This window comes from Skermanella sp. TT6, assembly GCF_016653635.2.
Classification (GTDB): Bacteria; Pseudomonadota; Alphaproteobacteria; order Azospirillales; family Azospirillaceae; genus Skermanella; species Skermanella cutis.
The window spans coordinates 2,831,238-2,857,607 of the sequence record NZ_CP067420.1 but is presented as its reverse complement, the minus strand read 5'-3'; the positions used below and the strand labels follow the sequence as shown (position 1 = coordinate 2,857,607).

Sequence of the window (26,370 nt, the reverse complement as noted above, 5' to 3'; positions counted from 1 at the left end):
TGCGGCCGGCCGACATGGCCGAGTTCGAACCGGGAGTTCTCCGATGGCAGCACAGAACGCTTTGCTGACGGTCGCCGAGATGTATCGTGCGGACGCGCTCACGATCGAGGGCGGCGTCTCCGGCGAAACCCTGATGGAGGCGGCCGGGGCCGCCGTCGCCCGGGCCGTCGCGGCCCGCCGGCCGCCCGGCACCGTGGCCGTGCTCTGCGGGCCCGGCAACAACGGCGGCGACGGTTTCGTGGTCGCCCGCCTGCTTGCGGGGCAGGGATGGTCGGTGCGGGTCGGGCTGCTCGGCAGCCGCGAGGCGCTGCGGGGCGACGCCGCCGTCATGGCGGGCCGCTGGAACGGGACGGTGGCGCCCCTCGCGCCAGAATTGCTCGACGGGGCCGATGTCGCGGTGGACGCCCTGTTCGGGGCCGGCCTGTCCAAGCCGCTGGAGGGCATGGCGCGGGCCATGGTCGAGGACCTCGCCGCCCGCGCCATTCCGACGGTGGCGGTGGACGTCCCCAGCGGCGTCCACGGCGATACGGGCGCCGTGCTCGGCGCCGCGGCGCCGGCTTCCGTGACGGTCACCTTTTTCCGGAAGAAGCCCGGGCATCTGCTGTTGCCCGGTCGCGTCCTGTGCGGCGACCTGGTGGTGGCCGACATCGGAATTCCCGACCGGGTGCTGGACCGGATCGCGCCGAGGCTCGCCGAGAACGGGCCGGCATCCTGGCTTTCGGGATTTCCCTGGCCGAGGCTCGACGGCCACAAGTTCGACCGGGGCCACGCCGTTGTGTTCGGGGGCACCCGGATGACCGGTGCCGCCCGCCTGGCTGCCCGGGCGGCGCGGCGAGTCGGCGCGGGACTGGTCAGCATCGCCTGCGATCCGCCGGCCTTCCCGATCTATGCCGCATCCGACCCCGGCACCATCGTGTCGCCGCTCGACGACTCGGGGAGTTTCGATGACCTGATGGCCGATCCGCGCCGCAACGCCGTGCTGATCGGACCGGGAGCGGGAACCGGGCCGGCGACCTGCGGCCATGTGCTGGGCGCGCTCCGGGCCGGCAAGGCGATGGTTGTCGACGCGGACGGCCTGACCGCCTTCGCAGACCATTCGACCGACCTGTACCGCGCCCTCAGCGACCGCTGCCTGCTGACGCCCCATGCCGGGGAGTTCAAGCGCCTGTTCGGGATCGAGGGAGACAAACTGTCGCAGGCTCGGCGGGCGGCGGCCCGGGCGGGTGCCGTGGTGCTGCTGAAGGGCGCCGATACCGTGATCTCCGCGCCCGACGACCGGGCCGTGATCAACGTCAACGCGCCGCCCGAGCTGGCGACGGCCGGGGCCGGTGACGTGCTGGCCGGGCTGGCCGTCGGCCTGATGGCGCAGGGTATGCCGGCCTTCGCCGCGGGCGCCGCGGCGGCCTGGCTGCACGGGGAGGCGGCCCGTGCCGTCGGTCCCGGACTGATCGCGGAGGATCTTTCTGAGGCGCTCCCCGCGGTGCTGCGGCGCCTGCGCGGGGACTCGTGAAGCTTCCGTGAAGGATGGCCGCGGCGGCGGCTTTGCCCTTGATCGGCCGGCCGCGATTCCACCAAGATCGCGGACATGACCCAGCTCCCGGCACCCCTCGAAGAGCAGCCGTCCCCCTCGCTGTTCGACCGTACCCTTGAGAACCTGCGCTCCGCCTGGCGCGACATCGCGGCCTTCTCGCGCGAGGCGGTCGGCGCGATGCCGCGTCCCCACCTGCCGCGCGAGGATGCGGACCGGCTCCGCGTCCAGATGCAGGCCTGCCTGGCGGGGCGGGGCGGGGAGGTCTCGGCGCGCGCCCGGGCGGCCGAACTGGGGCGTACCTATCTGAGCCTCGACTCGACGGGGCGGCGGAATTTCCTGACGATCCTGTCGCGCGACTTCGACGTGGACCGGGCCACGGTCGACCAGGCGGTGGACGCTTTCCACAAGGCGCCGGACCCCGTGCTGCGCGGCAAGGCGGAGCGGAAGCTCCGCGAGGCCCTCGAGCCGGGACGGATGCGGCTGCTGACCCAGTTCAACGGTCTGCCCGAGGGGGTGAAGTTCCTCGTGGACATGCGTGCCCAGCTCCTGGAGTGGGCGGCGGACGACCCGCTGATGGCCGCCCTGGAGGCCGACCTCAAGACGCTGCTGAAGAACTGGTTCGACGTCGGATTCCTGGAATTGCGGCGAATCACCTGGGACAGCCCGGCCGCGCTGCTGGAGAAGCTGATCGCCTACGAGGCGGTGCACGCCATCCGGGGATGGCAGGACCTGAAGGACCGTCTCGACTCGGACCGCCGCTGCTTCGCCTTCTTCCACCCCCGGATGCCCGACGAGCCGCTGATCTTCGTCGAGGTCGCGCTGGTCAGCGGCATGTCGGACAATGTCCAGACGCTTCTGGACGAGGCGGCGCCGGTCCAGGACCCTCAGGCGGCGGATACCGCGATCTTCTACTCGATCTCCAACGCCCAGAAGGGGCTGGCTGGGATCAGCTTCGGCAACTTCCTGATCAAGCGGGTCGTCGACAGCCTGACCGCCGAGTTCCCCAAGCTGAAGTATTTCGCGACCCTGTCGCCGATCCCCGGCTTCCGGCGCTGGCTCGATGGCGAAATGACCGCTGCGGAGGCGAGCGACGACGGCGATATCCTGACCACGTCGGAACGGGCCCGGATCGCCGACCTCTTCACGGATGCCGGGATCCTGCCCCCGGAGACGGCCGCCGGCCTTGCCGCGGTGCTGGACCGTCCCGGATGGCACCGCGACGAAGCGATCGTCAAGGTGGTGAAGCCGATCCTCATGCGGTTGTGCGCCACCTACCTGATAGAGGCCAAGGCTGGAAAGCGGGCCCGGGACCCGGTCGCCCATTTCCACCTGTCGAACGGCGCCCGCATGGAGCGGCTCAACTGGCTCGGCGACACGTCGGAGAACGGGCTTCGCCAATCCGCCGGCATGATGATCAACTACCGCTACAAGCTGGCCGATATCGAGTCCAACCATGAAGCATACACGGGCGATGGGAACATCAATGTTTCCTCATATGTCCGCGCGCACCTCAAGAGTACCGGATAATGCCAATAAAATTGTCTAAAATGTTTTGCATGCTGCTTTAACTCTTCATAAAGAGGGCGCCTCTAGTCTTTGATCTGCTGACATTAACCAAGCTAGAGCGGGACGGAACCCATGTTCTTGAGACGGCGGAAGGCTCCGGTAGACGTTATCGAAGGTTCGGTTTTCCGGCGGACCACGCCCGGCAAGATAGTCGAGACCGCGCGCGTGCTGGCGGTCTCCAAGGACAGCGTCGGAATTCCCCATGTCCGTTTCAGCGTGCATTACGAGCGCGTCGATACGGCGGACGAGTTGCGGACCCTGGCCCTCAGCTCCTTTTCCGAACTGTTCAGCGAGCGTGTGCTCGCCTGACCCCCGCCGGCGCGTCCGGGGCGGCGCGGCGCCGGCCACGCCCCGGTTCGAGCCCCTTTCGTTCGTGCGGAAATCTTAGCCTGTTTGTCCCGAAATCGGTGTGCTATAGAGGCAAACCCGGCGGGCGGGTGTCCATTTCCGCCTGCGCGGGGCTGCCTGTGCGGGCGTGGCGGAATTGGTAGACGCGCCGGATTTAGGTTCCGGTGACGCAAGTCGTGGGGGTTCGAGTCCCTTCGCCCGCACCATCAGGCCAGCCGTACCCGAGGTTCTCAAGCCGCGACCGGCGAGCACCGGTCGCCAACGAAACAGGCTTCCAGTCCAATGCAGATTACCGAGACGAGCGCCGACGGCCTCAAGCGTGAATACAAGGTCGTCATTCCCGCCCAGGAGATCGAGACGAAGGTCAACAGCCGGCTCCAGGAGCTGGGCAAGACGCTTCGGATACCGGGCTTCCGCCCGGGCAAGGTCCCGATGCCCATCGTGAAGCAGCGCTATGCTCAGTCGGTCATGGGCGAAGTCCTGGAAGCGGCGGTCAATGACAGCTCGCAGCAGGCGATCGACGAGCGCGGCCTGCGTCCGGCGCTCCAGCCGAAGATCCAGGTGACCTCGTTCTCGGAAGGCGGGAACCTGGAATACGACATGGCGGTGGAACTGCTGCCGGACATCGAGCCGGTGGATTTCTCCACGATCGAGCTGGAGCGGGTCGTCGCCGAGGTGGACGACAAGCAGGTCGACGAGACGCTGGAGCGGCTGTCCAAGAGCAGCCGCGATTCGCAGCCCGTGACCGAGGAGCGTCCGGCCCGCAACGGCGACATCCTGGTGATCGACTTCGCCGGCACCGTCGACGGCGAGGCGAAGCCGGGCATGGACGCCAAGGATCACCGGCTGGAGCTCGGCTCCAACAGCTTCGTCGGGACCTTCGAGGAGCAGCTCGTCGGTTCGAAGCCGGGCGATCACCGCACCGTGACCGTGACCTTCCCCGAGAACTACGCCGCGGCCGAGCTCCAGGGCAAGGAAGCCGTGTTCGAGGTGGACGTCAAGGAGATCCGGGAGCCCGCGCCGGCCGTGATCGACGACGAGTTCGCGAAGAAGTTCGGCGCCGACGACCTGGCCGCCCTGAAGCAGATGATCAAGGACCGCATCGGCCAGGACTACGCCGGCATCTCGCGGTCCAAGGTCAAGCGCACCCTGCTCGACAAGCTGGCGGACACCCACAGCTTCGAGGTTCCGGCCGGCATGGTCGAGATCGAGTTCGAGACGATCTGGAAGCGGCTCCAGGAAGAGCTGAAGCGGGGCGGCCCCGACGCCGAGGAGGCCGGGAAGAGCGAGGACGAGCTGAAGGCGGAGTACCGGGGGATCGCGGAACGCCGCGTCCGGCTCGGCCTGCTCCTTTCCGAAGTCGGCCGCCGCAACAATATCCAGGTGACCCAGGACGAGCTGAACCGGGCCCTCATCACCGAGGCCCAGCGCTACCCGGGGCAGGAGCGCGAGGTGTTCGAGTTCTTCCGCAGCAATCCGCGGGCGATCGACAACCTTCGCGCGCCGCTGTTCGAGGACAAGGTCATCGACTTCATCCTCGAACTCGCTAAGGTGAACGAGAAGACCGTCTCGGTCGAGGAACTGGTGCGCGATCCGGACGAGTCCGAGGATACCGCCGCGGCCTGATCGGGCTCTCGGCGGACCGCGCCCGGCGAATCGGGTCCGGTGCGATCGGGTTCGGGCGACCGGACCCGCGGGACGGGATCGATGGGACGGACGGTCCGGCGGCACCAGCCGGCGGGCCGTCATCAGGGATCAAAGCCCTGGCTGCGGGTCCGAGACCTCGGGCAGCGCGAGGCAGGGAAACGGGAGAGTCGAAAAGAATGAACGATTTCGAGCCGCGGATGAACGCTCTGGTCCCGATGGTCATCGAACAGACCAATCGCGGCGAGCGCGCGTTCGACATCTATTCGCGCCTCTTGAAGGAGCGCATCATCTTCCTGATCGGTCCGGTCAACGACGGCGTTGCCAGCCTGATCTGCGCGCAGCTCCTGTTCCTTGAGTCGGAGAACCCGACCAAGGACATCTCCTTCTACATCAATTCGCCGGGCGGGTACGTGACCTCCGGCTTGGCGATCTACGACACCATGCAATACATCCGGCCGCCGGTCTCGACCGTCTGCATCGGCCAGGCCGCCAGCATGGGCTCGCTCCTGCTGACCGCGGGCGCGCCCGGCAAGCGGTTCTCCCTGCCGAACAGCCGGATCATGGTCCACCAGCCCTCCGGCGGTGCCCAGGGCCAGGCGGCCGACATCGAGATCCAGGCCCAGGAGATCCTGAAGCTGCGGTCCCGGCTGAACGACATCTATGCCAAGCACAGCGGCCAGACCCTGGACGTGATCGAGGCGGCGATGGAGCGCGACAAGTTCATGTCGCCCGAGGAGGCCAAGAGTTTCGGCCTGATCGACGAGGTGGTGACGAGCCGTCCGGCGGGCGTGGGCGACACGCCGGCGACTTGATCGCACCAACTAGATATTGATCGCCGCGTATTGCGTGTTGTTGAATAGGATTGTTCCAGTGCGGCAAGGTCAACGATAGGTCTTGCCGCCGGGTTTTCCCGGGACACCCTGTTTCTGAAAGGCGTTTGGAACGGTTGTTCGACCAAGCTGTACCAACGGGTCGCCGGACCGAACGCCACTCGGTGCTGTGACGGAGCCCATATGACCAAGTCCACCGGCGGCGATTCGAAGAATACCCTCTACTGCTCCTTCTGCGGGAAGAGCCAGCATGAGGTGCGCAAGCTGATTGCCGGCCCGACGGTGTTCATCTGCGATGAATGCGTCGAACTATGCATGGACATCATCCGCGAAGAGAACAAGACGACGCTGGTGAAGTCCCGCGACGGGGTGCCGACTCCGCGGGACATACATGCCGTGCTGGACGACTACGTGATCGGCCAGGATCACGCCAAGAGGGTTCTGTCGGTCGCGGTCCACAACCACTACAAGCGGCTGGCCCACGGCACCAAGCACAACGACGTCGAACTGGCGAAATCCAACATCCTCCTGATCGGTCCGACCGGGTGCGGCAAGACACTGCTGGCCCAGACGCTGGCCCGGATCATCGACGTCCCGTTCACCATGGCCGACGCCACGACCCTGACCGAAGCGGGATATGTCGGCGAGGACGTGGAGAACATCATCCTGAAGCTGCTGCAGGCCGCCGACTACAATGTCGAGCGGGCGCAGCGCGGCATCGTCTATATCGACGAGGTCGACAAGATCAGCCGCAAGTCCGACAACCCGTCGATCACCCGCGACGTCTCGGGCGAGGGCGTGCAGCAGGCACTGCTGAAGATCATGGAAGGGACGGTCGCGTCCGTGCCGCCCCAGGGCGGCCGGAAGCATCCCCAGCAGGAATTCCTGCAGGTCGACACGACCAACATCCTGTTCATCTGCGGCGGCGCCTTCGCCGGGCTCGAGAAGATCATCGCCCAGCGCGGCCGCGGCACCTCGATCGGCTTCGGGGCGGACGTCCGGGGACCGGACGAGCGCCAGACCGGTGCGATCCTGCGCGACGTCGAGCCGGAGGACCTGCTGAAGTTCGGCCTGATCCCCGAGTTCGTCGGCCGGCTGCCGGTGGTCGCCACCCTGTCCGACCTGGACGAGGCGGCGCTGATGGAGATCCTGACCAAGCCGAAGAACGCCCTGGTGAAGCAGTACCAGCGGCTTTTCGAGATGGAGGATGTCCGGCTGGAGTTCGCCGACGAGGCGCTGAAAGGCATCGCCAACAAGGCCATCGCGCGCAAGACCGGCGCCCGCGGGCTGCGCTCGATCATGGAAGGCATCCTGCTGGATCCCATGTTCGAGCTGCCCGGGCTCCAGGGCGTGGAGGAGATCATGATCAACAAGGAAGTCGTCGAGGGACGGTCCAAGCCTCTCTACATCTATTCCGACAGGCGCGGCGACCTGGCGCCCGGAGCGTGAGTTCCCATGCCGCTCCTGCGGGGTGTCAAGACCTTGAAGGGGCGGCCCGTCTGGACCACGTTAGGATCAGGCCGCCACCTGTCCTTACGCCCACAAGGGGTGAGACTCCTTTCAGGCCCATATCGGGCTGACGGCCTTCACACGAGAGGCGCACCATATGTTTGAAATCCCCCGTGGAGCTTTGTACCCGGTCCTGCCGCTGAGGGACATCGTCGTCTTTCCGCACATGATCGTGCCGCTGTTCGTAGGGCGCGAAAAGTCCGTGCGGGCGCTCGAAGACGTGATGAAGGACGACAAGCAGATCCTGCTGGTCACCCAGAAGAACGCGGCGCAGGACGATCCTTCCCCGGCGGACATCTACTCCGTCGGTACGGTCGGTACGGTGCTCCAGCTGCTGAAGCTCCCGGACGGCACCGTCAAGGTGCTGGTCGAGGGCGGCCAGCGGGCGTCGATAACCAAATTCTCCGAGAATGAAGATTTCTTCCAGGCCCACGCCGAACTGATCGACGAGAAGGCCGGCGAGGCCCAGGAGCTCGAAGCCCTTTCCCGCGCCGTCGTCTCGCAGTTCGAGCAGTATATCAAGCTCAACAAGAAGATCCCGCCCGAGGTCCTGGTCTCGATCAACCAGATCGACGAAGCCGGCAAGCTGGCCGATACGGTCGCTTCGCACCTCGCGCTCAAGATTCCCGAGAAGCAGCAGCTGCTGGAGACCGCCACCGTCGGCGAGCGGCTGGAGCGGGTCTATGCCTTCATGGAAGGCGAGATCGGCGTCCTCCAGGTCGAGAAGCGCATCCGGAACCGCGTCAAGCGGCAGATGGAGAAGACTCAGCGCGAGTACTACCTGAACGAACAGCTCAAGGCCATCCAGAAGGAACTGGGCGAGTCGGAGGACGGCCGCGACGAGGTCGCGGAACTGGAAGACCGGATCAACAAGACCCGTCTGTCCAAGGACGCGCGCGAGAAGGCGCTGGCCGAGCTGAAGAAGCTGCGCTCAATGAGCCCGATGTCGGCCGAGGCGACCGTCGTCCGCAACTACCTGGACTGGATCGTCAGCATCCCCTGGAAGAAGCGCACGAAGATCAAGCGCGACATCAAGCTGGCCGAGAACGTGCTGAACGCCGACCATTTCGGACTGGAGAAGGTCAAGGAGCGCATCCTCGAGTACCTCGCCGTCCAGCAGCGCATGACCAAGGTCAAGGGTCCGATCCTGTGCTTGGTCGGCCCGCCCGGAGTCGGCAAGACCTCGCTCGGCAAGTCGATCGCCAAGGCCACCGGCCGCAACTTCGTCCGCATGTCGCTGGGCGGCGTCCGTGACGAGGCCGAGGTCCGCGGCCACCGCAGGACTTATATCGGCTCGATGCCCGGCAAGGTCATCCAGGGCATGAAGAAGGCGAAGTCGTCCAACCCGCTGTTCCTGCTGGACGAGGTCGACAAGCTCGGCTCCGACTGGCGCGGCGATCCGTCGTCGGCCCTGCTCGAGGTGCTCGACCCGGAGCAGAACGGCACCTTCGCCGACCATTACCTGGAGGTCGATTATGACCTGTCGGACGTCATGTTCGTCTGCACGGCCAACACGCTGCGCATGCCGCAGCCGCTGCTGGACCGCATGGAGATCATCCGCGTCGCCGGCTACACCGAGGACGAGAAGGTCGAGATCGCCAAGCGTCACCTGCTGGAGAAGCAGCTCAAGTCGCACGGCCTGAAAAAGGGCGAGTTCACCGTATCCGACGACGCCCTGCGCGACCTGATCCGCTACTACACCCGGGAGGCCGGCGTCCGCAGCCTGGAGCGCGAGATCGCCAACCTTGCCCGGAAGGCGATCAAGGAGATCCTGATGAAGGGTCTCGACAAGGTCCAGGTCAACCGCCGCAACCTCGACAAGTATGCCGGCGTGCGCAAGTTCCGCTACGGCGAGGCGGAACTGGAGGATCTGGTCGGCGTCACCACGGGCCTGGCCTGGACCGAGGTGGGCGGCGAACTGCTGTCGATCGAGGCGGTCATGCTGCCCGGCAAGGGCAAGGTGACGACCACCGGCAAGCTCGGCGACGTGATGAAGGAGTCGGTCCAGGCGGCCGAAAGCTACGTCAAGTCGCGGGCCGCCGTGTTCGGCATCCGGCCCGACCTGTTCGGCAAGAAGGACATCCACGTCCACGTCCCGGAGGGGGCGACTCCGAAGGACGGTCCGTCCGCCGGAGTTGCGATGGTCACCTCGATCGTGTCGGTGCTGACCGGCATTCCTGTCCGCAAGGATGTCGCCATGACCGGCGAGATCACCCTGCGCGGCCGGGTCCTGCCGATCGGCGGGCTGAAGGAGAAGCTTCTGGCGGCGCTGCGCGGCGGCCTCAAGACCGTCCTGATTCCCAAGGACAACGAGAAGGACCTCGCGGAGATCCCCGACAACGTCAAGAAGGGGCTGCGAATCATCCCGGTGTCCATGGGCGACGAGGTGCTCCAGCATGCCTTGACCCAGCCGCTCGTGCCCATCGAGTGGAGCGAACCGTCGGAGGAGGCCCAGGTAACCCCTCCGGGTGGTGATGCCGACCGCGAAGAAGTAATTCGGCATTGAGATCGGCCGCGGAAACCGCCTAAATTCCCTGCGCCGCCGCGGCTCCCCGACCATGGGGGGCCGCGGCGGACCCAGCAGACATTTTCCGCGCGAGGGTTGAGCCGGGGGGTTCAATACTTTGTTCAGGCGGTTTTCAACGGGGGGCTCACCAGTGAACAAGAATGATCTCGTCGCGATCGTGGCGGACGCGGCCAGCCTGTCCAAGGCCGACGCGACCAAGGCGGTCGACGCCGTTTTCGAGGGCATCATCAGCACTCTCAGGAAGGGCGAGGAAGTGCGACTCGTCGGCTTCGGCACCTTCGCCGTTTCCGAGCGCGCGGCATCGGAGGGGCGTAACCCGCGGACCGGCGAGAAGATCGACATTCCGGCTTCCAAGCAGCCGAAGTTCAAGCCCGGCAAGACCCTGAAGGACGCCTTGAATTGAGGCGTTCCATAGGGACGGCCTGACGGCGGACACCGCCGACGGCATTAGTCTTGAGCGGCATGAGCCCGCGACCGCATCGCCGGTCGCGGGCTTGTGCGTTCCGGCTTCAGTTGCTAGAACGACCTCACCCGGTGCGGCGACCGCCGGCCGGGCGGAAGGGCGATTAGCTCAGCGGTAGAGCGTCTCGTTTACACCGAGAGGGTCGGCGGTTCGAACCCGTCATCGCCCACCATTCCAAACTTTCTCCCTTGTCCTCATCCGGCCATGCATCGACCTCGGGTCCCCATCCGGGGTGCGGTCTAATGGCGCACCCGATCCGACCGGCGACCGCAAGGGAAGGGGAGCGGATTGCAGACCAACCCGTCTGGCAACCTTTCTGAACGCGGATGTCGGATTGATGTCGTTCAGCCATTGACAGCGGCAAGGCCGTGTCGTACTTACCGCCCACCACGACGCGGGTGTAGCTCAGTTGGTTAGAGCGCCGGCCTGTCACGCCGGAGGCCGCGGGTTCAAGTCCCGTCACTCGCGCCATTTTCCCTAAAAAATCTAAGCAGTATCAATCGTTCAGCGAAAGCTGCGACGCGTTTTGCGCGTGCGGAAATTCGCCTAATTGTCTTTCCTTGGACTCCCTTTCAGCCTATATTCGCCCCTGCCCGACGGGTCGGGTAACCAATTGAAAAGCTGCCAAGCTGGCTCCGAGTCGGCCCCTATGCGCCGGGCTCGCCACGCTGAAAGGCAGTCCACTGCGAGGAGCGTTATGGCCAATCCTCTGGTCGTCGAATATCTGCCCATCCTGATCTTCCTTGGGATTGCGGTGGTCATCGCAGGTGCCGCCGTCGCAGCATCCTTCCTGGTCGCGTCCCAGAAGCCGGACAGCGAGAAGGTCTCAGCGTACGAATGCGGTTTCGAGCCTTTCGATGACGCCCGCAGCAAATTCGATGTGCGGTTCTATCTCGTCGCCATCCTGTTCATCATCTTCGATCTGGAAGTTGCGTTTTTGTTCCCATGGGCCATATCACTTGGTGACATCGGAATGTTCGGTTTCTGGTCGATGGTCGTGTTCCTTGGCGTACTGACCATCGGCTTCATCTATGAATGGAAGAAAGGAGCGCTGGAATGGGAGTGACTTCCAACCAGCCGTCCGCCGGCCAGACCCTCCTGGGCCAGCCCGGGCCCGGGCAGCCGTCCCAGGGACTGATCCTGCCGGGCCGGGGAGCGCCGCTGGCACCGGGCGCCGACCAGGACGCCTATCTCAAGACCGTCACGGACGAACTGCAGGACAAGGGCTTCATCGTCGCCAAGTTCGACGCCCTGCTCGACTGGGCGCGCACCGGCTCCCTGTGGCCCATGACCTTCGGTCTCGCCTGCTGCGCCGTGGAGATGATCCACGCCTACATGAGCCGCTACGACCTCGACCGGTTCGGCGTCATCCCGCGCCCGAGCCCGCGTCAGAGCGACGTCATGATCGTTGCCGGCACCCTGTGCAACAAGATGGCGCCGGCGCTGCGCAAGGTCTACGACCAGATGGCGGAGCCCCGGTGGGTCATCTCCATGGGATCGTGCGCCAACGGCGGCGGCTATTACCACTACTCCTACTCGGTGGTGCGCGGCTGCGACCGGATCGTTCCGGTCGATATCTACGTTCCCGGTTGCCCGCCGACTGCGGAAGCCCTGGTCTACGGGATTCTGCAACTCCAGAAGAAGATCAAGCGCGGCAATCGCATCGCGCGTTAATAAAGGCAGTCCCGGATCATGAGCGACCAAGCGCTTCAGGAACTGAGCGATCACCTCCAGGCGCGCCTGGCGGACGTCATATTGTCCGCCGGCATCGAACTGGGCGAACTGATCATCACGGTGCAACGCCAGTCGATCGTGCGCGTCATGACGTTCCTGCGCGACGACACCAGCTGCCAGTTCAAGCAGCTGATCGACCTGTGCGGGGCGGATTACCCCTCGCGCGAAGAGCGCTTCGAGGTGGTCTACAATCTGCTCAGCCTGAAGCACAATCTCCGCATCCGGGTGAAGGTGGCCACCGACGAAGACACGCCCGTCCCGTCCATCTCGGAAGTGTTCAGCGCGGCCCCGTGGTTCGAGCGCGAGGCCTGGGACCTGTACGGCATCTTCTTCTCGGATCACCCCGACCTGAGGAGGATCCTCACGGACTACGGGTTCGAGGGGCACCCCCTGCGCAAGGACTTTCCGCTGACCGGCTACGTCGAGCTGCGCTATGACGACGAGCAGAAGCGGGTCGTCTACGAGCCGGTCAAGCTGACCCAGGATTTCCGATCCTTCGATTTCCTCAGCCCGTGGGAGGGCATGACCAACGTCATGCTGCCGGGCGACGAGAAGGCTGAGGCGCCCACCGGCGCTGCCCAGCCGGGGAGCAACAAGTAATGGCGACCGCGACCACCACCGCCGAGTCGAAGATCAAGCCGTTCACCATGAATTTCGGGCCGCAGCACCCTGCGGCCCACGGGGTGCTGCGCCTCGTGCTGGAGATGGACGGCGAGGTCGTCGAGCGTGCCGATCCCCATATCGGGCTGCTTCACCGCGGTACGGAGAAGCTGATCGAGTACAAGACCTATCTCCAGGCGACGCCCTATTTCGACCGCCTCGACTATGTCTCGCCCATGTGCCAGGAGCACGCCTTCGCCCTCGGCGTCGAGAAACTGCTTCGGATCGCGCCGCCGCCGCGCGCCCAGTATATCCGGGTGATGTTCAGCGAGATCACCCGGATCCTGAACCACCTGCTCAACATCACCACCTACGCGCTCGACGTCGGTGCCATCACGCCGTCGCTCTGGGGCTTCGAAGAGCGCGAGAAGCTGATGGAGTTCTATGAGCGGGTGAGCGGCGCCCGGCTGCACGCCAACTATTTCCGTCCCGGCGGAGTCGCCTTCGACCTGCCGGCCGGCCTGGCCGAGGACATCTGGGAATATACCGAACGCTTCCCGAAGTTCATGGACGACCTGGAAGGCCTGCTGTCGGAGAACCGCATCTTCAAGCAGCGGACCGTCGACATCGGCATCGTCAGCGAGCAGGAGGCGTTGGACTGGGGCTTCACCGGCCCGATGCTGCGCGCCTCCAACGTCGCCTGGGACCTCCGGAAGGCGCAGCCCTATGACGTCTATGACCAGATGGAGTTCGACGTTCCGGTCGGCCTGACAGGAGACTGCTACGCCCGTTATCTCGTCCGCATGGAGGAGATGCGCGAATCGAACAAGATCATGCGCCAGTGCCTCGAGAAACTGCCGGATGGCCCGGTGAAGGTGCAGGACCACAAGATCGCTCCGCCGCGCCGCGGCGAAATGAAGCGGTCGATGGAAGCCCTCATCCATCACTTCAAGCTCTATACCGAGGGCTACCACGTGCCCGCCGGCGAGACCTACACCGCGGTCGAGGCGCCCAAGGGAGAGTTCGGAGTCTATCTGGTGTCCGACGGAACCAACAAGCCGTACCGTTGCAAGATCCGCGCGCCGGGCTTCGCCCACCTCCAGGGTCTCGACTTCATGTCGAAGGGCCACATGCTGGCGGATACAGTGGCGATCATCGGGTCCATGGATGTCGTGTTCGGAGAAATCGATCGATGAGCGCAAACGGAACGGCGCCCGCGGGGCCGCAGGATTTCGCCTTCACGGCGGAGAACCTGGAACGCGCCAAGCACATCATCGCGAAGTATCCACCGGGCAGGCAGGCCAGCGCGGTGATGCCGCTGCTCGATCTGGCGCAGCGCCAGAACGACAACTGGCTGCCGCGCGCCGCCATGGACTATATCGCCGACATGCTGACCATGCCGCGCATCCGGGTGTACGAGGTCGCCACCTTCTACACCATGTACAACCTGAAGCCGGTCGGTAAGCACTTCGTGCAGGTCTGCACCACCACGCCGTGCTGGCTGCGGGGGTCCGATGACGTCGTGAAGGCGTGCGAGCGCAAGCTTGGCATCGGGCTGGGCGAGACCACGCCGGACGGCCAGTTCACGGTGATCGAGGTCGAGTGCCTGGGCGCCTGCGTGAATGCGCCGATGGTCCAGATCAACGACGATTACTACGAGGATCTGGACGCCGCCAGCACGGAAGCCCTGCTGGACGCCCTGAAGCGCGGCGAACGGCCCGTGCCGGGGCCGGTTTCCGGCCGTCAGACCTCCAGCCCGGCCGGAGGACCGACGACGCTGAAGGGCAGGGTGCCGCAGGCGCCGTCGGCGACGGCCGCCGATTCCACCCACGGCGATGACTGAGGGGTCGTGATGCTTCGGGACGAAGACCGCATTTTCACCAATCTCTACGGCTTCGAGGATTTCGGGCTGGACGCCGCGCGTGGCCGGGGTGATTGGGACAACACCAGGGACCTGATCCTGAAGGGCAGGGAATGGATCATCAACGAGACCAAGGAGTCCGGGCTGCGCGGACGCGGCGGCGCCGGCTTCTCCACGGGTCTCAAATGGTCGTTCATGCCCAAGCAGACCGGCGACCGGCCGCATTACCTGGTGATCAACGCCGACGAGGGCGAGCCGGGTACGTGCAAGGACCGCGATATCATGCGCCACGATCCGCACAAGCTGATCGAGGGCTGCCTGATCGCCAGTTTCGCCATCGGTGCCAACGCCTGCTACATCTATATCCGGGGTGAGTTCTACAACGAGGGCTCGAACCTCCAGCGCGCGATCGACGAGGCCTACGCGGCCGGCCTGATCGGCAAGAATGCCTGCGGCTCGGGATGGGATTTCGACCTCTACCTTCACCGCGGCGCCGGCGCCTATATCTGCGGCGAAGAGACCGCGCTGATCGAGAGCCTGGAAGGCAAGAAGGGCCAGCCCCGCAACAAGCCGCCTTTCCCGGCCCAAGCTGGCCTCTATTCCTGCCCGACGACGGTCAACAACGTCGAGAGCATCGCCGTGGTCCCGACGATCCTGCGCCGGGGCGCCGCGTGGTTCGCCGGCCTCGGCCGTCCGAAGAACACCGGGACCAAGGTGTTCTGCATTTCCGGCCACGTGAACAAGCCGTGCAACGTGGAAGAGGAGATGGGGATCCCGCTGAAGGAGCTGATCGAGAAGCATGCCGGCGGCGTCCGCGGCGGCTGGGACAACCTGCTTGCCATCATTCCCGGCGGCTCGTCGGTTCCGGTCCTGCCCCGGTCGATCTGCGACACCGTCCTGATGGATTTCGACAGCCTGCGCGAGGTCCGGTCGGGTCTCGGCACCGCCGGCATCATCGTCATGGACAAGTCCACCGACATCGTCAAGGCGATCGCCCGCCTGTCCAAGTTCTACATGCACGAGAGCTGCGGCCAGTGCACGCCGTGCCGCGAGGGCACCGGCTGGCTGTGGCGCGTGATGGAGCGCATGGCGCAGGGCAGGGCGCGCATCGACGAGATCGACATGCTGTTCGACGTCACCAAGGAAATCGAGGGGCATACCATCTGCGCCCTGGGTGACGCGGCGGCTTGGCCCGTGCAGGGCCTGATCCGGCACTTCCGCCCCGAAATGGAACGGCGAATCCTCCAGTATACCGGCGCCCAGCGCGCCGCGGCGGAATGACCCGGCAGCCGAACGTAGCGACGAGACATCACTATGCCCAAACTAACGATTGACGGGATCGAGGTCGAGGTCGAGCCGGGTACTTCCGTGCTGCAGGCCTGCGAGCAGATCGGCATTGAAATCCCGCGCTTCTGCTATCACGAACGGCTGTCGGTGCCGGCGAACTGCCGCATGTGCCTGGTCGAGATGGAGAAGGCTCCGAAGCCGGTCGCGTCCTGCGCCATGCCGTGCGGCGAGGGGATGGTCATCAAGACCAATACCGAGCTCGTCCACAAGGCCCGCAAGGGCGTGATGGAGTTCCTGCTGATCAACCATCCGCTGGACTGCCCGATCTGCGACCAGGGCGGCGAGTGCGATCTGCAGGACCAGGCGATGGGCTACGGGTTCGACCGCTCGCGGTTCCAGGAGAACAAGCGGGCGGTCAAGGACAAGTACCTGGGGCCGCTGATCAAGACGATCATGACGCGGTGCATCCACTGTACCCGCTGCATCCGCTTCGCGGACGAGATCGCCGGGGTGCCCGAACTGGGCGCCACCGGCCGCGGCGAGCACATGGAGGTCGGCACCTACATCGAGCAGGCCATCTCGTCGGAGCTGTCCGGCAACCTGATCGACGTCTGCCCGGTCGGCGCGCTGACCTCCAAGCCCTATGCCTTCACCACCCGTCCCTGGGAACTGCGCAAGACCGAAACCATCGACGTGATGGACGCGGTCGGCAGCAACACCCGGGTCGATACCCGCGGTCCCGAGGTGATGCGGCTGACCCCGCGGCTGAACGAGGACGTCAACGAGGAGTGGCTGGCCGACAAGAGCCGCTTCCACTATGACGGCCTGAAGCGCCAGCGCCTGGACCGGCCCTATGTCCGCCGTGACGGCAAGCTGCAGCCTGCCACCTGGGCCGAGGCATTCGCCGCCATCGCCGAGCGCGTGAAGGGCGTTCCGGGCGAGCGGATCGCCGCCCTGGCGGGCGACCTGTGCGATGCCGAGTCCATGATCGCCCTGAAGGATCTGGTCGAGGGGCTCGGTTCGGCGAACCTGGACTGCCGCCAGGACGGTGCTGCGTTCGACACGTCGGCGCGCGCGGGCTACCTGTTCAACACCACGATCGCCGGCATAGAGAAGGCCGACGCGATCCTGCTGGTCGGCACTTTCCCGCGCTGGGAAGCGCCGATGGTCAACGCGCGGATCCGCAAGCGCTACCTGATGGGCGGCCTGAAGGTGGGCGTGGTCGGCGAGCAGCGCGACCTGACCTATCCCTACGCCTACCTGGGCGCCGGTCCGCAGACGCTCCAGGAGATCGCCGAGGGCCGGCACGAGTTCTGCGACGTGCTGAAGAACGCCAAGCGGCCGATGCTGATCCTCGGCACCGGGCCGCTGCGGCGGGCCGACGGTCCGGCGATCCAGGCGCTCGCCCGGCAGGCGGCCGAAGCCAACAACATGATCCAGGACGGCTGGAACGGCTTCAACGTGCTGCACACCGCGGCGGCGCGTGTCGGCGGGCTGGAACTGGGCTTCCTGCCGGGGCAGGGCGGCAAGGGCACCGCGGACATCCTGGAAGCGGCCACGGCCGGCCAGATCGACGTCGTCTACCTGCTGGGCGCCGACGAGATCGACACGGCCAAGCTGGGCAAGGCCTTCGTGATCTACCAGGGTCATCACGGCGACCGGGGTGCCCATCGCGCCGACGTCATCCTGCCCGGTGCCGCCTATACCGAAAAGAACGGCCTGTACGTCAACACCGAGGGCCGGGTCCAGATGGCGCGCATGGCGGTCTTCCCGCTCGGCGAGGCCCGGGAGGACTGGAAGATCCTGCGCGCGCTGGGTGATCAGCTCGGCGTCCGGCTGCCGTATGACAGCCTGGCCCAGGTCCGCAAGCGGCTTGCCGAGACCAGCCCGACCTTCCGGACCATCGAGGGGCTGACGGTCGCCGAATGGGGTCCGTTCGGCCGGCCGGGTCCGGTCGACTCGGCGCCGTTCCGCTGCCCGATCGACAACTACTACATGACCGACCCGATCAGCCGCGCCTCGGCCACGATGGCGAAATGCACCGAGACCTTCGTGCTGGCTGGCAGCGAGAGGACCGGCACCCATGGCTGAACTTTGGACCGGCTATGCCTGGCCGACGATCATCATCGTCCTCCAGATCGTCGCCATCATCATCCCCCTGCTGCTCGGCGTCGCCTACCTGACCTATGCCGAGCGCAAGGTCCTGGCGGCCATGCAGCTGCGCCAGGGACCGAACCTGGTCGGTCCTTTCGGTCTGTTCCAGCCCCTCGCCGACGGGCTCAAGCTGTTCGGCAAGGAAACCGTCATCCCGGCGGGTGCCAACCGCGTGGTGTTCGTCTTCGCGCCGATGCTGACCTTCCTGCTCAGCCTGATCGCCTGGGCGGTGATCCCGTTCGACACCGGAATGGTGCTGGCGAACATCAATGTCGGCGTGCTGTACCTGTTCGCGATCTCGTCGCTGGGCGTCTACGGCATCATCATGGCCGGATGGGCATCGAATTCGAAATACGCCTTCCTGGGCGGCCTCCGCTCGGCCGCCCAGATGGTGTCCTACGAGGTGTCGATCGGCTTCGTGATCATCACCGTGCTGCTCTGCGTCGGCTCGCTGAACCTGACCGACGTGGTCATGGCGCAGAAGACGGTGTGGTTCGCGATCCCGTTGCTGCCGATGTTCGTCGTGTTCTTCATCTCGGCCCTGGCCGAGACGAACCGCGCGCCGTTCGACCTGCCGGAAGGCGAGTCGGAGCTGGTCGGCGGTTACAACGTCGAATATTCGGCGATGACCTTCGCCCTGTTCTTCCTGGGCGAATACGCGAACATGATCCTCATGAGCGCGATGACGTCGATCCTGTTCCTGGGCGGCTGGCTTCCTCCACTGGACATCCCGCCGCTCAACTGGATCCCGGGACCCATCTGGTTCGCGCTCAAGATCGCGTTCGTCCTGTTCGTCTTCCTCTGGGTCCGCGCCACCGTCCCGCGCTACCGCTACGACCAGCTGATGCGGCTGGGCTGGAAGGTGTTTCTGCCCTTCTCGCTGTTCTGGGTGATCCTGACCGCAGGCGTGCTCGTCGCCTTCGACTGGTTGCCCTAACCCTTGCATGATCTCATGCGCGCCCGCGGACGGTCCGCCGTCCAGGCGCGCATGACAGGAGAACTGAAGACATGGCATTCCTGGATCGCACTGCGCGGGGCTTTTTCCTGACGGAATTGCTGTCCGGACTGGGCCTGACTTTCAGCTACATGTTCCGGCCGCGGGTGACCCTGAACTATCCCTTCGAGAAGGGACCGATCAGCCCGCGGTTCCGGGGCGAGCACGCGTTGCGCCGCTATCCCAACGGGGAAGAGCGCTGCATCGCCTGCAAGCTGTGCGAAGCCGTCTGTCCGGCCCTGGCCATCACGATCGAGGCCGAGCCGCGCGACGACGGCAGCCGCCGTACGACCCGCTACGACATCGACATGACGAAATGCATCTATTGCGGCCTGTGCCAGGAGGCCTGCCCGGTGGACGCCATCGTCGAGGGACCGAACTTCGAGTTTTCCACGGAGACTCGTGAAGAGCTTTTCTACAATAAGGAAAGACTGCTCCAGAACGGCGACCGCTGGGAGGCCCAGCTCGCCGCGAACATTGCGGTCGACGCTCCCTATCGCTAAAACCCCAACCCGTACGGGGTCTCCGCCGCGTCCGCGGCGAGGCTCCGGACGGTCCGCAAGACACTGCAAGAACCCGACAAAGGGACTCCGGAAGTGAGCACAGACACCTTCCCTCATCACAAGAGGCGGGGAACGCCATGATCGTGCAGAGCCTGGCTTTCTACCTTTTCGCCGCGATCCTGGTGGCATCGGCCGTCATGGTCATCGCGGCCCGCAACCCGGTGCACTCGGTGCTCTTCCTGATCCTCGCCTTCTTCAACGCCGCGGGGCTGTTCGTGCTGATCGGCGCGGAGTTCGTGGCGATGATCCTGGTGATCGTCTATGTCGGCGCCGTCGCAGTGCTCTTCCTGTTCGTGGTCATGATGCTGGACATCAATTTCCGCGAGATGCGGTCGGGGGCGCTCCAGTACCTGCCGATCGGCATCACGGTAGGCCTCATCCTGCTGGTCGAGCTGGCGCTGGTGCTGGGAACCTGGGTGATCGTGCCGGACCTGGCGGCCGTCTCCGCGGCGCCGATCCCGGATCCCGACCAGATCACCAACACCCACGCCCTGGGCCTGCTGATCTACACCCATTACGTCTATCTGTTCCAGGCGGCCGGCCTGATCCTGCTGATCGCGATGATCGGCGCCATCGTGCTGACGCTGCGGCAGCGCGAAGGCGTGCGCCGTCAGAACATCAGCACCCAGGTGAGCCGCCGCCGCGAAGAAGTGGTCGCGATCCGCAAGGTCCCGACCCGGGGAGGTGTCTGAATGGAAATCGGTCTCGCCCACTACCTCACCGTCGCGTCGATCGTTTTCACGCTGGGCGTTTTCGGGATCTTCCTGAACCGCAAGAACGTGATCATCATCCTGATGTCGGTCGAGTTGATCCTCCTGGCCGTCAACATCAATCTGGTGTCGTTCTCGGTCTTCCTCAATGACCTGGTCGGTCAGGTCTTCGCGATGTTCATCCTGACCGTCGCGGCGGCCGAAGCCGCGATCGGCCTCGCCATCCTGGTCGTCTACTTCCGCAACCGCGGCACCATCGCGGTGGACGACATCAACATGATGAAGGGCTGAGGCGGCGATCATGGAAGTAGCAGCAATTTTCCTGCCGCTCCTGGCGGCTTTCATCGCGGGCTTCTTCGGGCGCTTCATCGGCGACCGGGGATCCCAGATCGTCACCTCGGGTGCCGTCTGCGTCTCGGCCCTCATCTCCATCTGGCTGTTCGTCGACGTCGCGCTGAACGGCAACGCCCGCACCGTCGAGCTGATGACCTGGATCGACAGCGGCACCTTCGAGGTCTCGTGGGCGCTCAAGTTCGACACGCTGACCGCGGTCATGCTGATCGTCGTGAACGTCGTGTCGTCGATGGTCCATGTCTACTCGATCGGGTACATGAGCCACGACCACCACAAGCCTCGGTTCATGGCCTATCTCAGCCTGTTCACCTTCTTCATGCTGATGCTGGTGACGGCCGACAACTTCGTCCAGATGTATTTCGGCTGGGAAGGTGTGGGTCTGGCGTCGTACCTGCTGATCAACTTCTGGTATGAGAAGCCCAGCGCCAATGCGGCGTCCATGAAGGCGTTCATCGTCAACCGGGTCGGCGACTTCGGTTTCGCCCTCGGCATCATGGCGATCTTCTTCCTGTTCGGCTCGGTCCATTTCGACACCGTGTTCGCCGCGGCGCCGCAGATGGCCGGCCACTCCATCAACTTCCTGGGCTTCGACCTCGACGCGCTGACCGTCGCCTGCCTGCTGCTCTTCATGGGCGCCATGGGCAAGTCGGCGCAGCTCGGCCTGCACACCTGGCTGCCGGACGCGATGGAGGGGCCGACGCCGGTGTCGGCGCTGATCCACGCCGCGACGATGGTCACCGCCGGTGTCTTCATGGTCGCCCGCCTGTCGCCGATCTTCGAATACGCCCCGATCGCCCTGAACTTCATCGCGATCATCGGCGCCTCGACCGCCTTCGTCGCCGCGACGATCGGACTGACCCAGTTCGACATCAAGCGGGTCATCGCCTACTCGACCATGAGCCAGCTCGGCTACATGTTCTTCGCGCTCGGCGTCTCCGCCTACAGCGCGGCGATGTTCCACCTGATGACCCACGCCTTCTTCAAGGCCCTGCTGTTCCTGGGCGCCGGTTCGGTGATCCATGCCATGTCCGACGAGCAGGACATGCGCAAGATGGGCGGCATCTGGCGCCTGATCCCGGTGACCTACGCGATGATGTGGATCGGCAGCCTGGCGCTGGCCGGCATCCCGTTCTTCGCCGGCTACTACTCCAAGGACATCATCCTGGAGGCAGCCTACGCCGCCCATTCCGGCGTGGGCACCTATGCCTTCTGGCTCGGCATCGCCGCGGCGCTCATGACGGCGTTCTACTCCTGGCGCCTGATCATCATGACCTTCCACGGCAAGCCGCAGGCCAACGACCGGGTCATGGCCCATGTCCACGAAAGCCCGCTGATCATGACGATCCCCCTGGGGGTCCTGGCGATCGGCGCGCTGTTCTCGGGCATCGTGGCCTATGGCTGGTTCGTCGGCGACGGCCGGGCCGATTTCTGGGGCGACGCGATCTTCGTCCTGCACGAGAACGATACGGTCGAAGCCGCGCACCACGTGCCGGGCTGGGTCCCGCTGGCGCCGTTCGTGGTCGGCCTGATCGGCATCGGACTGGCCTACCTGTTCTACATGTTCATGCCGCACCTGCCGTCCCTGGTCGCCTCGAAGCTGGGGGCCGTCTATCGGTTCGTCTATCGCAAGTGGATGTTCGACGAGCTTTACGACAGGCTGTTCGTCCAGCCGGCCAAGTTCCTGGGCTATGGCCTGTGGAAGTCCGGTGACGGCGCCATCATCGACGGCGTCGGTCCCGACGGCGTCGCCGCCGCCACCCGCGACGTCGCACTCCGCGCCGCCCGCCTGCAGTCCGGCTATGTCTATCACTACGCGTTCGCGATGGTGATCGGCGTGGTGCTGCTGGTCGGCTGGTTCTACTTCTTCGGTTGATACGGCGAGGCAAGACTGATCATGGCTGGCTGGCCCATCCTGTCGCTGACGACATTCCTGCCGCTCGTCGGTGCCGCGTTCATCCTGCTGATCCGCGGTGAACCCGATGTTGTGGCACGCAACGCCCGTAACGTGGCGTTGTGGACCTCGCTGATCACCTTCGTGCTTTCGGTGTTCATCTGGTTGAACTTCGACAGTTCCTCCGCCGCGTTCCAGATGGTGGAACGGGTCGAGTGGATCCCGGCGTTCAACGTCTACTACCACATGGGCGTGGACGGCATTTCCGTGCTGTTCGTCCTGCTCTCCACCTTCCTGACGCCGCTCTGCATCCTGTCGAGTTGGGAGTCGGTGAAGACCCGCGTCAAGGAATACATGATCGCCTTCCTGGTCCTCGAGACCCTGATGGTCGGCATGTTCTGCGCGCTGGATTTCGTCCTCTTCTACATGTTCTTCGAAGGCGTGCTGATCCCGATGTTCCTGATCATCGGGGTCTGGGGCGGCGCCCGGCGCGTCTACGCGGCGTTCAAGTTCTTCCTCTACACGCTGCTCGGCTCGGTGCTGATGCTGCTGGCGATCCTGGCCATGTATTTCGTGGCCGGCACGACCGACCTGCCGACGCTGATGCAGACCGACTTCCCGCGCAGCATGCAGATCTGGCTGTGGCTGGCGCTGTTCGCCTCCTTCGCGGTGAAGGTGCCGATGTGGCCGGTCCACACCTGGCTGCCGGACGCCCACGTGGAGGCGCCGACCGCCGGTTCCGTCATCCTGGCCGGCGTGCTGCTGAAGATGGGCGGCTACGGCTTCCTGCGCTTCTCGATCCCCATCCTGCCCGAGGCGACCGAGTACTTCACCCCGCTGATCTATACCCTCAGCGTGGTGGCGATCATCTACACCTCCCTGGTCGCGCTGGCGCAGGAGGACATGAAGAAGCTGATCGCCTATTCGTCGATCGCCCACATGGGCTTCGTCACGATCGGCATGTTCACCATGACCCAGCAGGGCGTGGAAGGCTCGCTGTTCCAGATGCTCAGCCACGGCATCGTGTCCGGCGCGCTGTTCCTCTGCGTCGGCGTGGTCTACGACCGGCTGCACACCCGCGAGATCGCGCGCTACGGCGGGCTGGTCCACAACATGCCGAAATACGCCGTGGTCTTCATGATCATGATGCTGGCGTCGGTCGGCCTGCCCGGCACCAGCGGCTTCGTCGGCGAGTTCCTCATCCTCATCGGCGCGTTCCAGGACAACACCTGGGTGGCGTTCCTGGCGACCATCGGCATCATCCTCGGAGCCGCCTACATGCTGTGGCTCTACCGCCGCATCATTTTCGGCAAGATCACCCGTGACGACGTGAAGGGCATGCTGGACCTCAATCCGCGTGAGATCGCCATCTTCGTGCCCCTGGTCGTGCTGGTGCTGTGGATGGGGATCTATCCCTCCAGCTTCCTGAACGTCATGTCGGTGTCGGTCGAGGCGCTGATCACGAACTACCAAACCGCTCTGGCCGACGGTGCCGGTACCGCCGTCGCGGTACGATAAGGCGGGGGAACAAGCAAAATGACCGAATTTCCCGATCTGATGCCGGCCCTGCCGGAGATCTTCATGGCCGTTTCGGCCATGGCCCTGCTGATGCTGGGCGTCTTCCGGGGCGACGGCAGCACTCGGCTGATCTGCTACCTGACCGTCGGCGTCCTGCTGGTCGCCGCGGTGATGGTGCTTTCCGGCCCGGGCACCCGTGAGATCACCTTCAGCAACCTCTTCATCATGGACAGCTTCGGCGGCTTCATGAAGGTGCTGGTGCTGATCGGCTCCACCCTGTCCGTGCTCGTCTCGATCAACTATATCGAGCGCGAGCAGATGAAGCGGATCGAGTTCCCGGTGCTGATGCTGCTCGCCACGGTCGGCATGCTGATGATGGTGTCGGCCAACGACCTCATCTCGCTCTATGTCGGCCTCGAGCTGCAGAGCTTGGCGCTCTATGTCATCGCGGCTTTCCGACGCGATTTCGCCAAGTCGAGCGAGGCGGGGCTGAAGTACTTCGTGCTCGGCGCGCTGTCGTCGGGCATGCTGCTGTACGGTGCCTCGCTGGTCTACGGCTTCGCCGGCACGACCAACTTCACCACCCTGGCCCAGCTCTTCGCGACCCAAGCCCAGCAGACCGGGCATGCCTCGATCGGCCTGATCGTCGGGCTGACCTTCGTGGCCGCTGGCCTCGCCTTCAAGATCTCGGCGGTGCCGTTCCACATGTGGACGCCGGACGTGTATGAGGGGGCGCCGACCCCGGTGACGGCCTTCTTCGCCGTCGCTCCCAAGGTCGCCGCCATCGCCCTGTTCGTCCGCCTGCTGATCGAGCCGTTCGGCGCGATGGTCGACCAATGGCGCCAGATCATCTATTTCACCGCGCTGGCCTCCATGGTGCTGGGATCGTTCGCCGCGATCGGCCAGACCAACATCAAGCGCCTGATGGCCTACAGCTCGATCGGCCATATCGGGTTCGCCCTGGTCGGCCTTGCCGCCGGGACGGAACTGGGCGTCCGCGGCGTGATGTTCTACATGGCGATCTACATCTTCATGAACATCGGCACCTTCGGCGTCATCCTGTGCATGCGCCAGAACGGCCGGATGGTCGAGGAGATCACCGATCTGGCGGGCCTGTCGAAGACTCACCCCATGCTGGCCCTGGCCATGCTGATCTTCATGTTCTCCATGGCCGGCATTCCGCCGGCGGCGGGTTTCTTCGCCAAGCTGTTCGTCTTCCAGGCGGCCATCCAGGCGCACCTCTATTCCCTGGCGGTGCTCGGCGTGCTGGCCAGCGTGGTGGGTGCCTTCTATTACCTGCGGATCATCAAGGTCATGTATTTCGACGAACCGGTCGAGCCGCTCGACCGGAATATCAGCAGCGAGATGACCCTGGTGATCGCCGGGACGAGCCTGTTCACGCTGCTGTTCTTCTTCTTCCCGGCTCCCTTGCTCGACGGCGCAGCCGCAGCCGCGGCCTCGCTCTTCGCTGGATGAGCGGGCCGGTTCCAGGGAACCGGGTCCTGCCCGGGCTGCCGTCGGCCTACACCCTCGTAGCCTACGACAGCCTGGGGAGCACCAATGACGAGGCCAAGCGGCTGGCCCGCGACGAGGGTGCCGTCCACGGCACCCTCGTCTGGGCTCTTCGGCAGACCGAGGGCCGGGGGCGCCGGGGCAGGGCCTGGGACTCCCCGGAGGGCAACCTTTATGTCAGCCTGATCCTCCGTCCGGGCTGCCGGCCGGCCTCCGCGGCCCAGCTGTCGTTCGTGACGGCCGGTGCGCTGGCCGACGCGCTCCAGCCGCTGCTCCCCGAAGCCGTCTGCCAGTGCAAATGGCCGAACGACCTTCTTCTGGACGACCGGAAGGCTGCGGGCATCCTGCTCGAATCCGAAACGGACGAGGCCGGGGACATCGACTGGCTGGTCGTGGGCGTCGGCATCAATGTCCAGCATTACCCGCCCGAGTCCGAGTTTCCCGCGACCTCCCTCCGCAACGAGGGCAGCCGGCTCGACGAGCCCGGGCCGGTCCTGGTGCGTTTCGCCCAGTCTTTTTCCACTTGGTACGACGCGTGGAAGGCCGAAGGCTTCGGGCCGATCCGGGAAGGCTGGCTTCAGCTCGCCCGCGGGATCGGCGGTCCGATCACCGTCAGGCTGGCGGACCGCACGCTGAACGGGGTATTCGCGGATCTCGACGCGGACGGCGCCCTGCTGCTCGACCTGGACGGCGGGGAGCGCCGCCGGATCACGGCCGGGGATGTGTTTTTCCCGGGGCTTTCTTCGCCCGGTTCAGGCGGAGGGACCTGAC

Annotated in this window: 23 protein-coding genes and 3 tRNA genes; all 26 read left to right on the top strand. The window is 65.2% G+C overall.

Annotation, left to right across the window (positions count from 1 at the left end; translation table 11 throughout):
• Window positions 1–43: 43 nt before the first annotated feature.
• The gene (locus IGS68_RS13475; RefSeq protein WP_201080759.1) at window positions 44–1,510 is read left to right on the top strand and encodes an NAD(P)H-hydrate dehydratase; all 1,467 of its coding nucleotides are present in this window, start codon (window positions 44–46) and stop codon (window positions 1,508–1,510) included.
• Window positions 1,511–1,585: 75 nt separating this feature from the next.
• Entirely contained in the window at window positions 1,586–3,058 is a 1,473-nt protein-coding gene (locus tag IGS68_RS13470; protein WP_201080756.1) for a malonyl-CoA decarboxylase, read from the top strand.
• A gap of 117 nt (window positions 3,059–3,175) precedes the next feature.
• Entirely contained in the window at window positions 3,176–3,406 is a 231-nt protein-coding gene (locus IGS68_RS13465) for a hypothetical protein (RefSeq protein WP_201080754.1), read from the top strand.
• Window positions 3,407–3,566: 160 nt separating this feature from the next.
• A tRNA-Leu gene (locus IGS68_RS13460) sits at window positions 3,567–3,651 on the top strand.
• 76 nt (window positions 3,652–3,727) lie between these two features.
• Window positions 3,728–5,071, top strand: coding sequence for a trigger factor (gene tig, locus IGS68_RS13455; protein WP_201080753.1), 1,344 nt, complete (start codon window positions 3,728–3,730; stop codon window positions 5,069–5,071).
• A 197-nt stretch (window positions 5,072–5,268) separates the two neighbouring features.
• Window positions 5,269–5,904 (top strand): ATP-dependent Clp endopeptidase proteolytic subunit ClpP, encoded by a 636-nt coding sequence (gene clpP / locus IGS68_RS13450; protein WP_201080751.1) that lies wholly within the window; start codon window positions 5,269–5,271, stop codon window positions 5,902–5,904.
• A 201-nt stretch (window positions 5,905–6,105) separates the two neighbouring features.
• Window positions 6,106–7,371, top strand: coding sequence for an ATP-dependent Clp protease ATP-binding subunit ClpX (clpX, locus tag IGS68_RS13445; RefSeq protein WP_201080750.1), 1,266 nt, complete (start codon window positions 6,106–6,108; stop codon window positions 7,369–7,371).
• A 157-nt stretch (window positions 7,372–7,528) separates the two neighbouring features.
• Window positions 7,529–9,937, top strand: a complete 2,409-nt coding sequence (gene lon, locus IGS68_RS13440; RefSeq protein WP_201080748.1) for an endopeptidase La — start codon at window positions 7,529–7,531, stop codon at window positions 9,935–9,937.
• Window positions 9,938–10,088: 151 nt separating this feature from the next.
• Complete coding sequence (locus IGS68_RS13435; protein ID WP_201080746.1) at window positions 10,089–10,361, top strand: HU family DNA-binding protein; 273 nt, start codon at window positions 10,089–10,091, stop codon at window positions 10,359–10,361.
• Between the two features lie 157 nt (window positions 10,362–10,518).
• Window positions 10,519–10,593, top strand: a tRNA-Val gene (locus tag IGS68_RS13430).
• 222 nt (window positions 10,594–10,815) lie between these two features.
• Window positions 10,816–10,892, top strand: a tRNA-Asp gene (locus IGS68_RS13425).
• 226 nt (window positions 10,893–11,118) lie between these two features.
• Complete coding sequence (locus tag IGS68_RS13420) at window positions 11,119–11,487, top strand: NADH-quinone oxidoreductase subunit A (protein ID WP_201080744.1); 369 nt, start codon at window positions 11,119–11,121, stop codon at window positions 11,485–11,487.
• Window positions 11,457–12,095, top strand: coding sequence for a NuoB/complex I 20 kDa subunit family protein (locus tag IGS68_RS13415; protein WP_412766135.1), 639 nt, complete (start codon window positions 11,457–11,459; stop codon window positions 12,093–12,095). Before IGS68_RS13420 ends, IGS68_RS13415 begins: the two co-directional genes overlap by 31 nt.
• Before the next feature lie 18 nt (window positions 12,096–12,113).
• Window positions 12,114–12,755, top strand: a complete 642-nt coding sequence (locus IGS68_RS13410; protein ID WP_201080742.1) for an NADH-quinone oxidoreductase subunit C — start codon at window positions 12,114–12,116, stop codon at window positions 12,753–12,755.
• A complete protein-coding gene (locus IGS68_RS13405; RefSeq protein WP_201080740.1) occupies window positions 12,755–13,951 on the top strand; it encodes an NADH-quinone oxidoreductase subunit D in 1,197 nt (398 codons plus the stop codon). The genes IGS68_RS13410 and IGS68_RS13405 overlap by 1 nt, the downstream gene beginning before the upstream one ends.
• Complete coding sequence (gene nuoE / locus IGS68_RS13400; protein WP_201080738.1) at window positions 13,948–14,598, top strand: NADH-quinone oxidoreductase subunit NuoE; 651 nt, start codon at window positions 13,948–13,950, stop codon at window positions 14,596–14,598. Before IGS68_RS13405 ends, nuoE begins: the two co-directional genes overlap by 4 nt.
• A gap of 9 nt (window positions 14,599–14,607) precedes the next feature.
• Window positions 14,608–15,897, top strand: a complete 1,290-nt coding sequence (nuoF, locus tag IGS68_RS13395; protein WP_201080736.1) for an NADH-quinone oxidoreductase subunit NuoF — start codon at window positions 14,608–14,610, stop codon at window positions 15,895–15,897.
• A gap of 33 nt (window positions 15,898–15,930) precedes the next feature.
• Window positions 15,931–17,994 carry an NADH-quinone oxidoreductase subunit NuoG gene (nuoG, locus tag IGS68_RS13390; RefSeq protein WP_201080734.1) on the top strand — a complete coding sequence of 688 codons (2,064 nt, stop codon included), beginning with the start codon at window positions 15,931–15,933 and terminating at the stop codon, window positions 17,992–17,994.
• Window positions 17,987–18,994: an NADH-quinone oxidoreductase subunit NuoH gene (gene nuoH, locus IGS68_RS13385; RefSeq protein ID WP_201080732.1), complete on the top strand. Its 1,008-nt coding sequence runs from the start codon at window positions 17,987–17,989 to the stop codon at window positions 18,992–18,994. Before nuoG ends, nuoH begins: the two co-directional genes overlap by 8 nt.
• A 71-nt stretch (window positions 18,995–19,065) precedes the next feature.
• Window positions 19,066–19,554, top strand: a complete 489-nt coding sequence (gene nuoI, locus IGS68_RS13380; RefSeq protein ID WP_201080730.1) for an NADH-quinone oxidoreductase subunit NuoI — start codon at window positions 19,066–19,068, stop codon at window positions 19,552–19,554.
• A gap of 137 nt (window positions 19,555–19,691) precedes the next feature.
• Complete coding sequence (locus IGS68_RS13375) at window positions 19,692–20,306, top strand: NADH-quinone oxidoreductase subunit J (RefSeq protein ID WP_201080728.1); 615 nt, start codon at window positions 19,692–19,694, stop codon at window positions 20,304–20,306.
• Window positions 20,307–20,615, top strand: a complete 309-nt coding sequence (nuoK, locus tag IGS68_RS13370) for an NADH-quinone oxidoreductase subunit NuoK (RefSeq protein WP_201080726.1) — start codon at window positions 20,307–20,309, stop codon at window positions 20,613–20,615.
• 10 nt (window positions 20,616–20,625) lie between these two features.
• Window positions 20,626–22,551 carry an NADH-quinone oxidoreductase subunit L gene (gene nuoL, locus IGS68_RS13365; RefSeq protein ID WP_201080725.1) on the top strand — a complete coding sequence of 642 codons (1,926 nt, stop codon included), beginning with the start codon at window positions 20,626–20,628 and terminating at the stop codon, window positions 22,549–22,551.
• 21 nt (window positions 22,552–22,572) lie between these two features.
• Window positions 22,573–24,087, top strand: coding sequence for an NADH-quinone oxidoreductase subunit M (locus IGS68_RS13360; protein ID WP_201080723.1), 1,515 nt, complete (start codon window positions 22,573–22,575; stop codon window positions 24,085–24,087).
• Between the two features lie 18 nt (window positions 24,088–24,105).
• Window positions 24,106–25,563: an NADH-quinone oxidoreductase subunit NuoN gene (nuoN, locus tag IGS68_RS13355; RefSeq protein WP_201080721.1), complete on the top strand. Its 1,458-nt coding sequence runs from the start codon at window positions 24,106–24,108 to the stop codon at window positions 25,561–25,563.
• Entirely contained in the window at window positions 25,560–26,369 is an 810-nt protein-coding gene (locus tag IGS68_RS13350; RefSeq protein WP_201080719.1) for a biotin--[acetyl-CoA-carboxylase] ligase, read from the top strand. The genes nuoN and IGS68_RS13350 overlap by 4 nt, the downstream gene beginning before the upstream one ends.
• Window position 26,370: the final 1 nt, after the last annotated feature.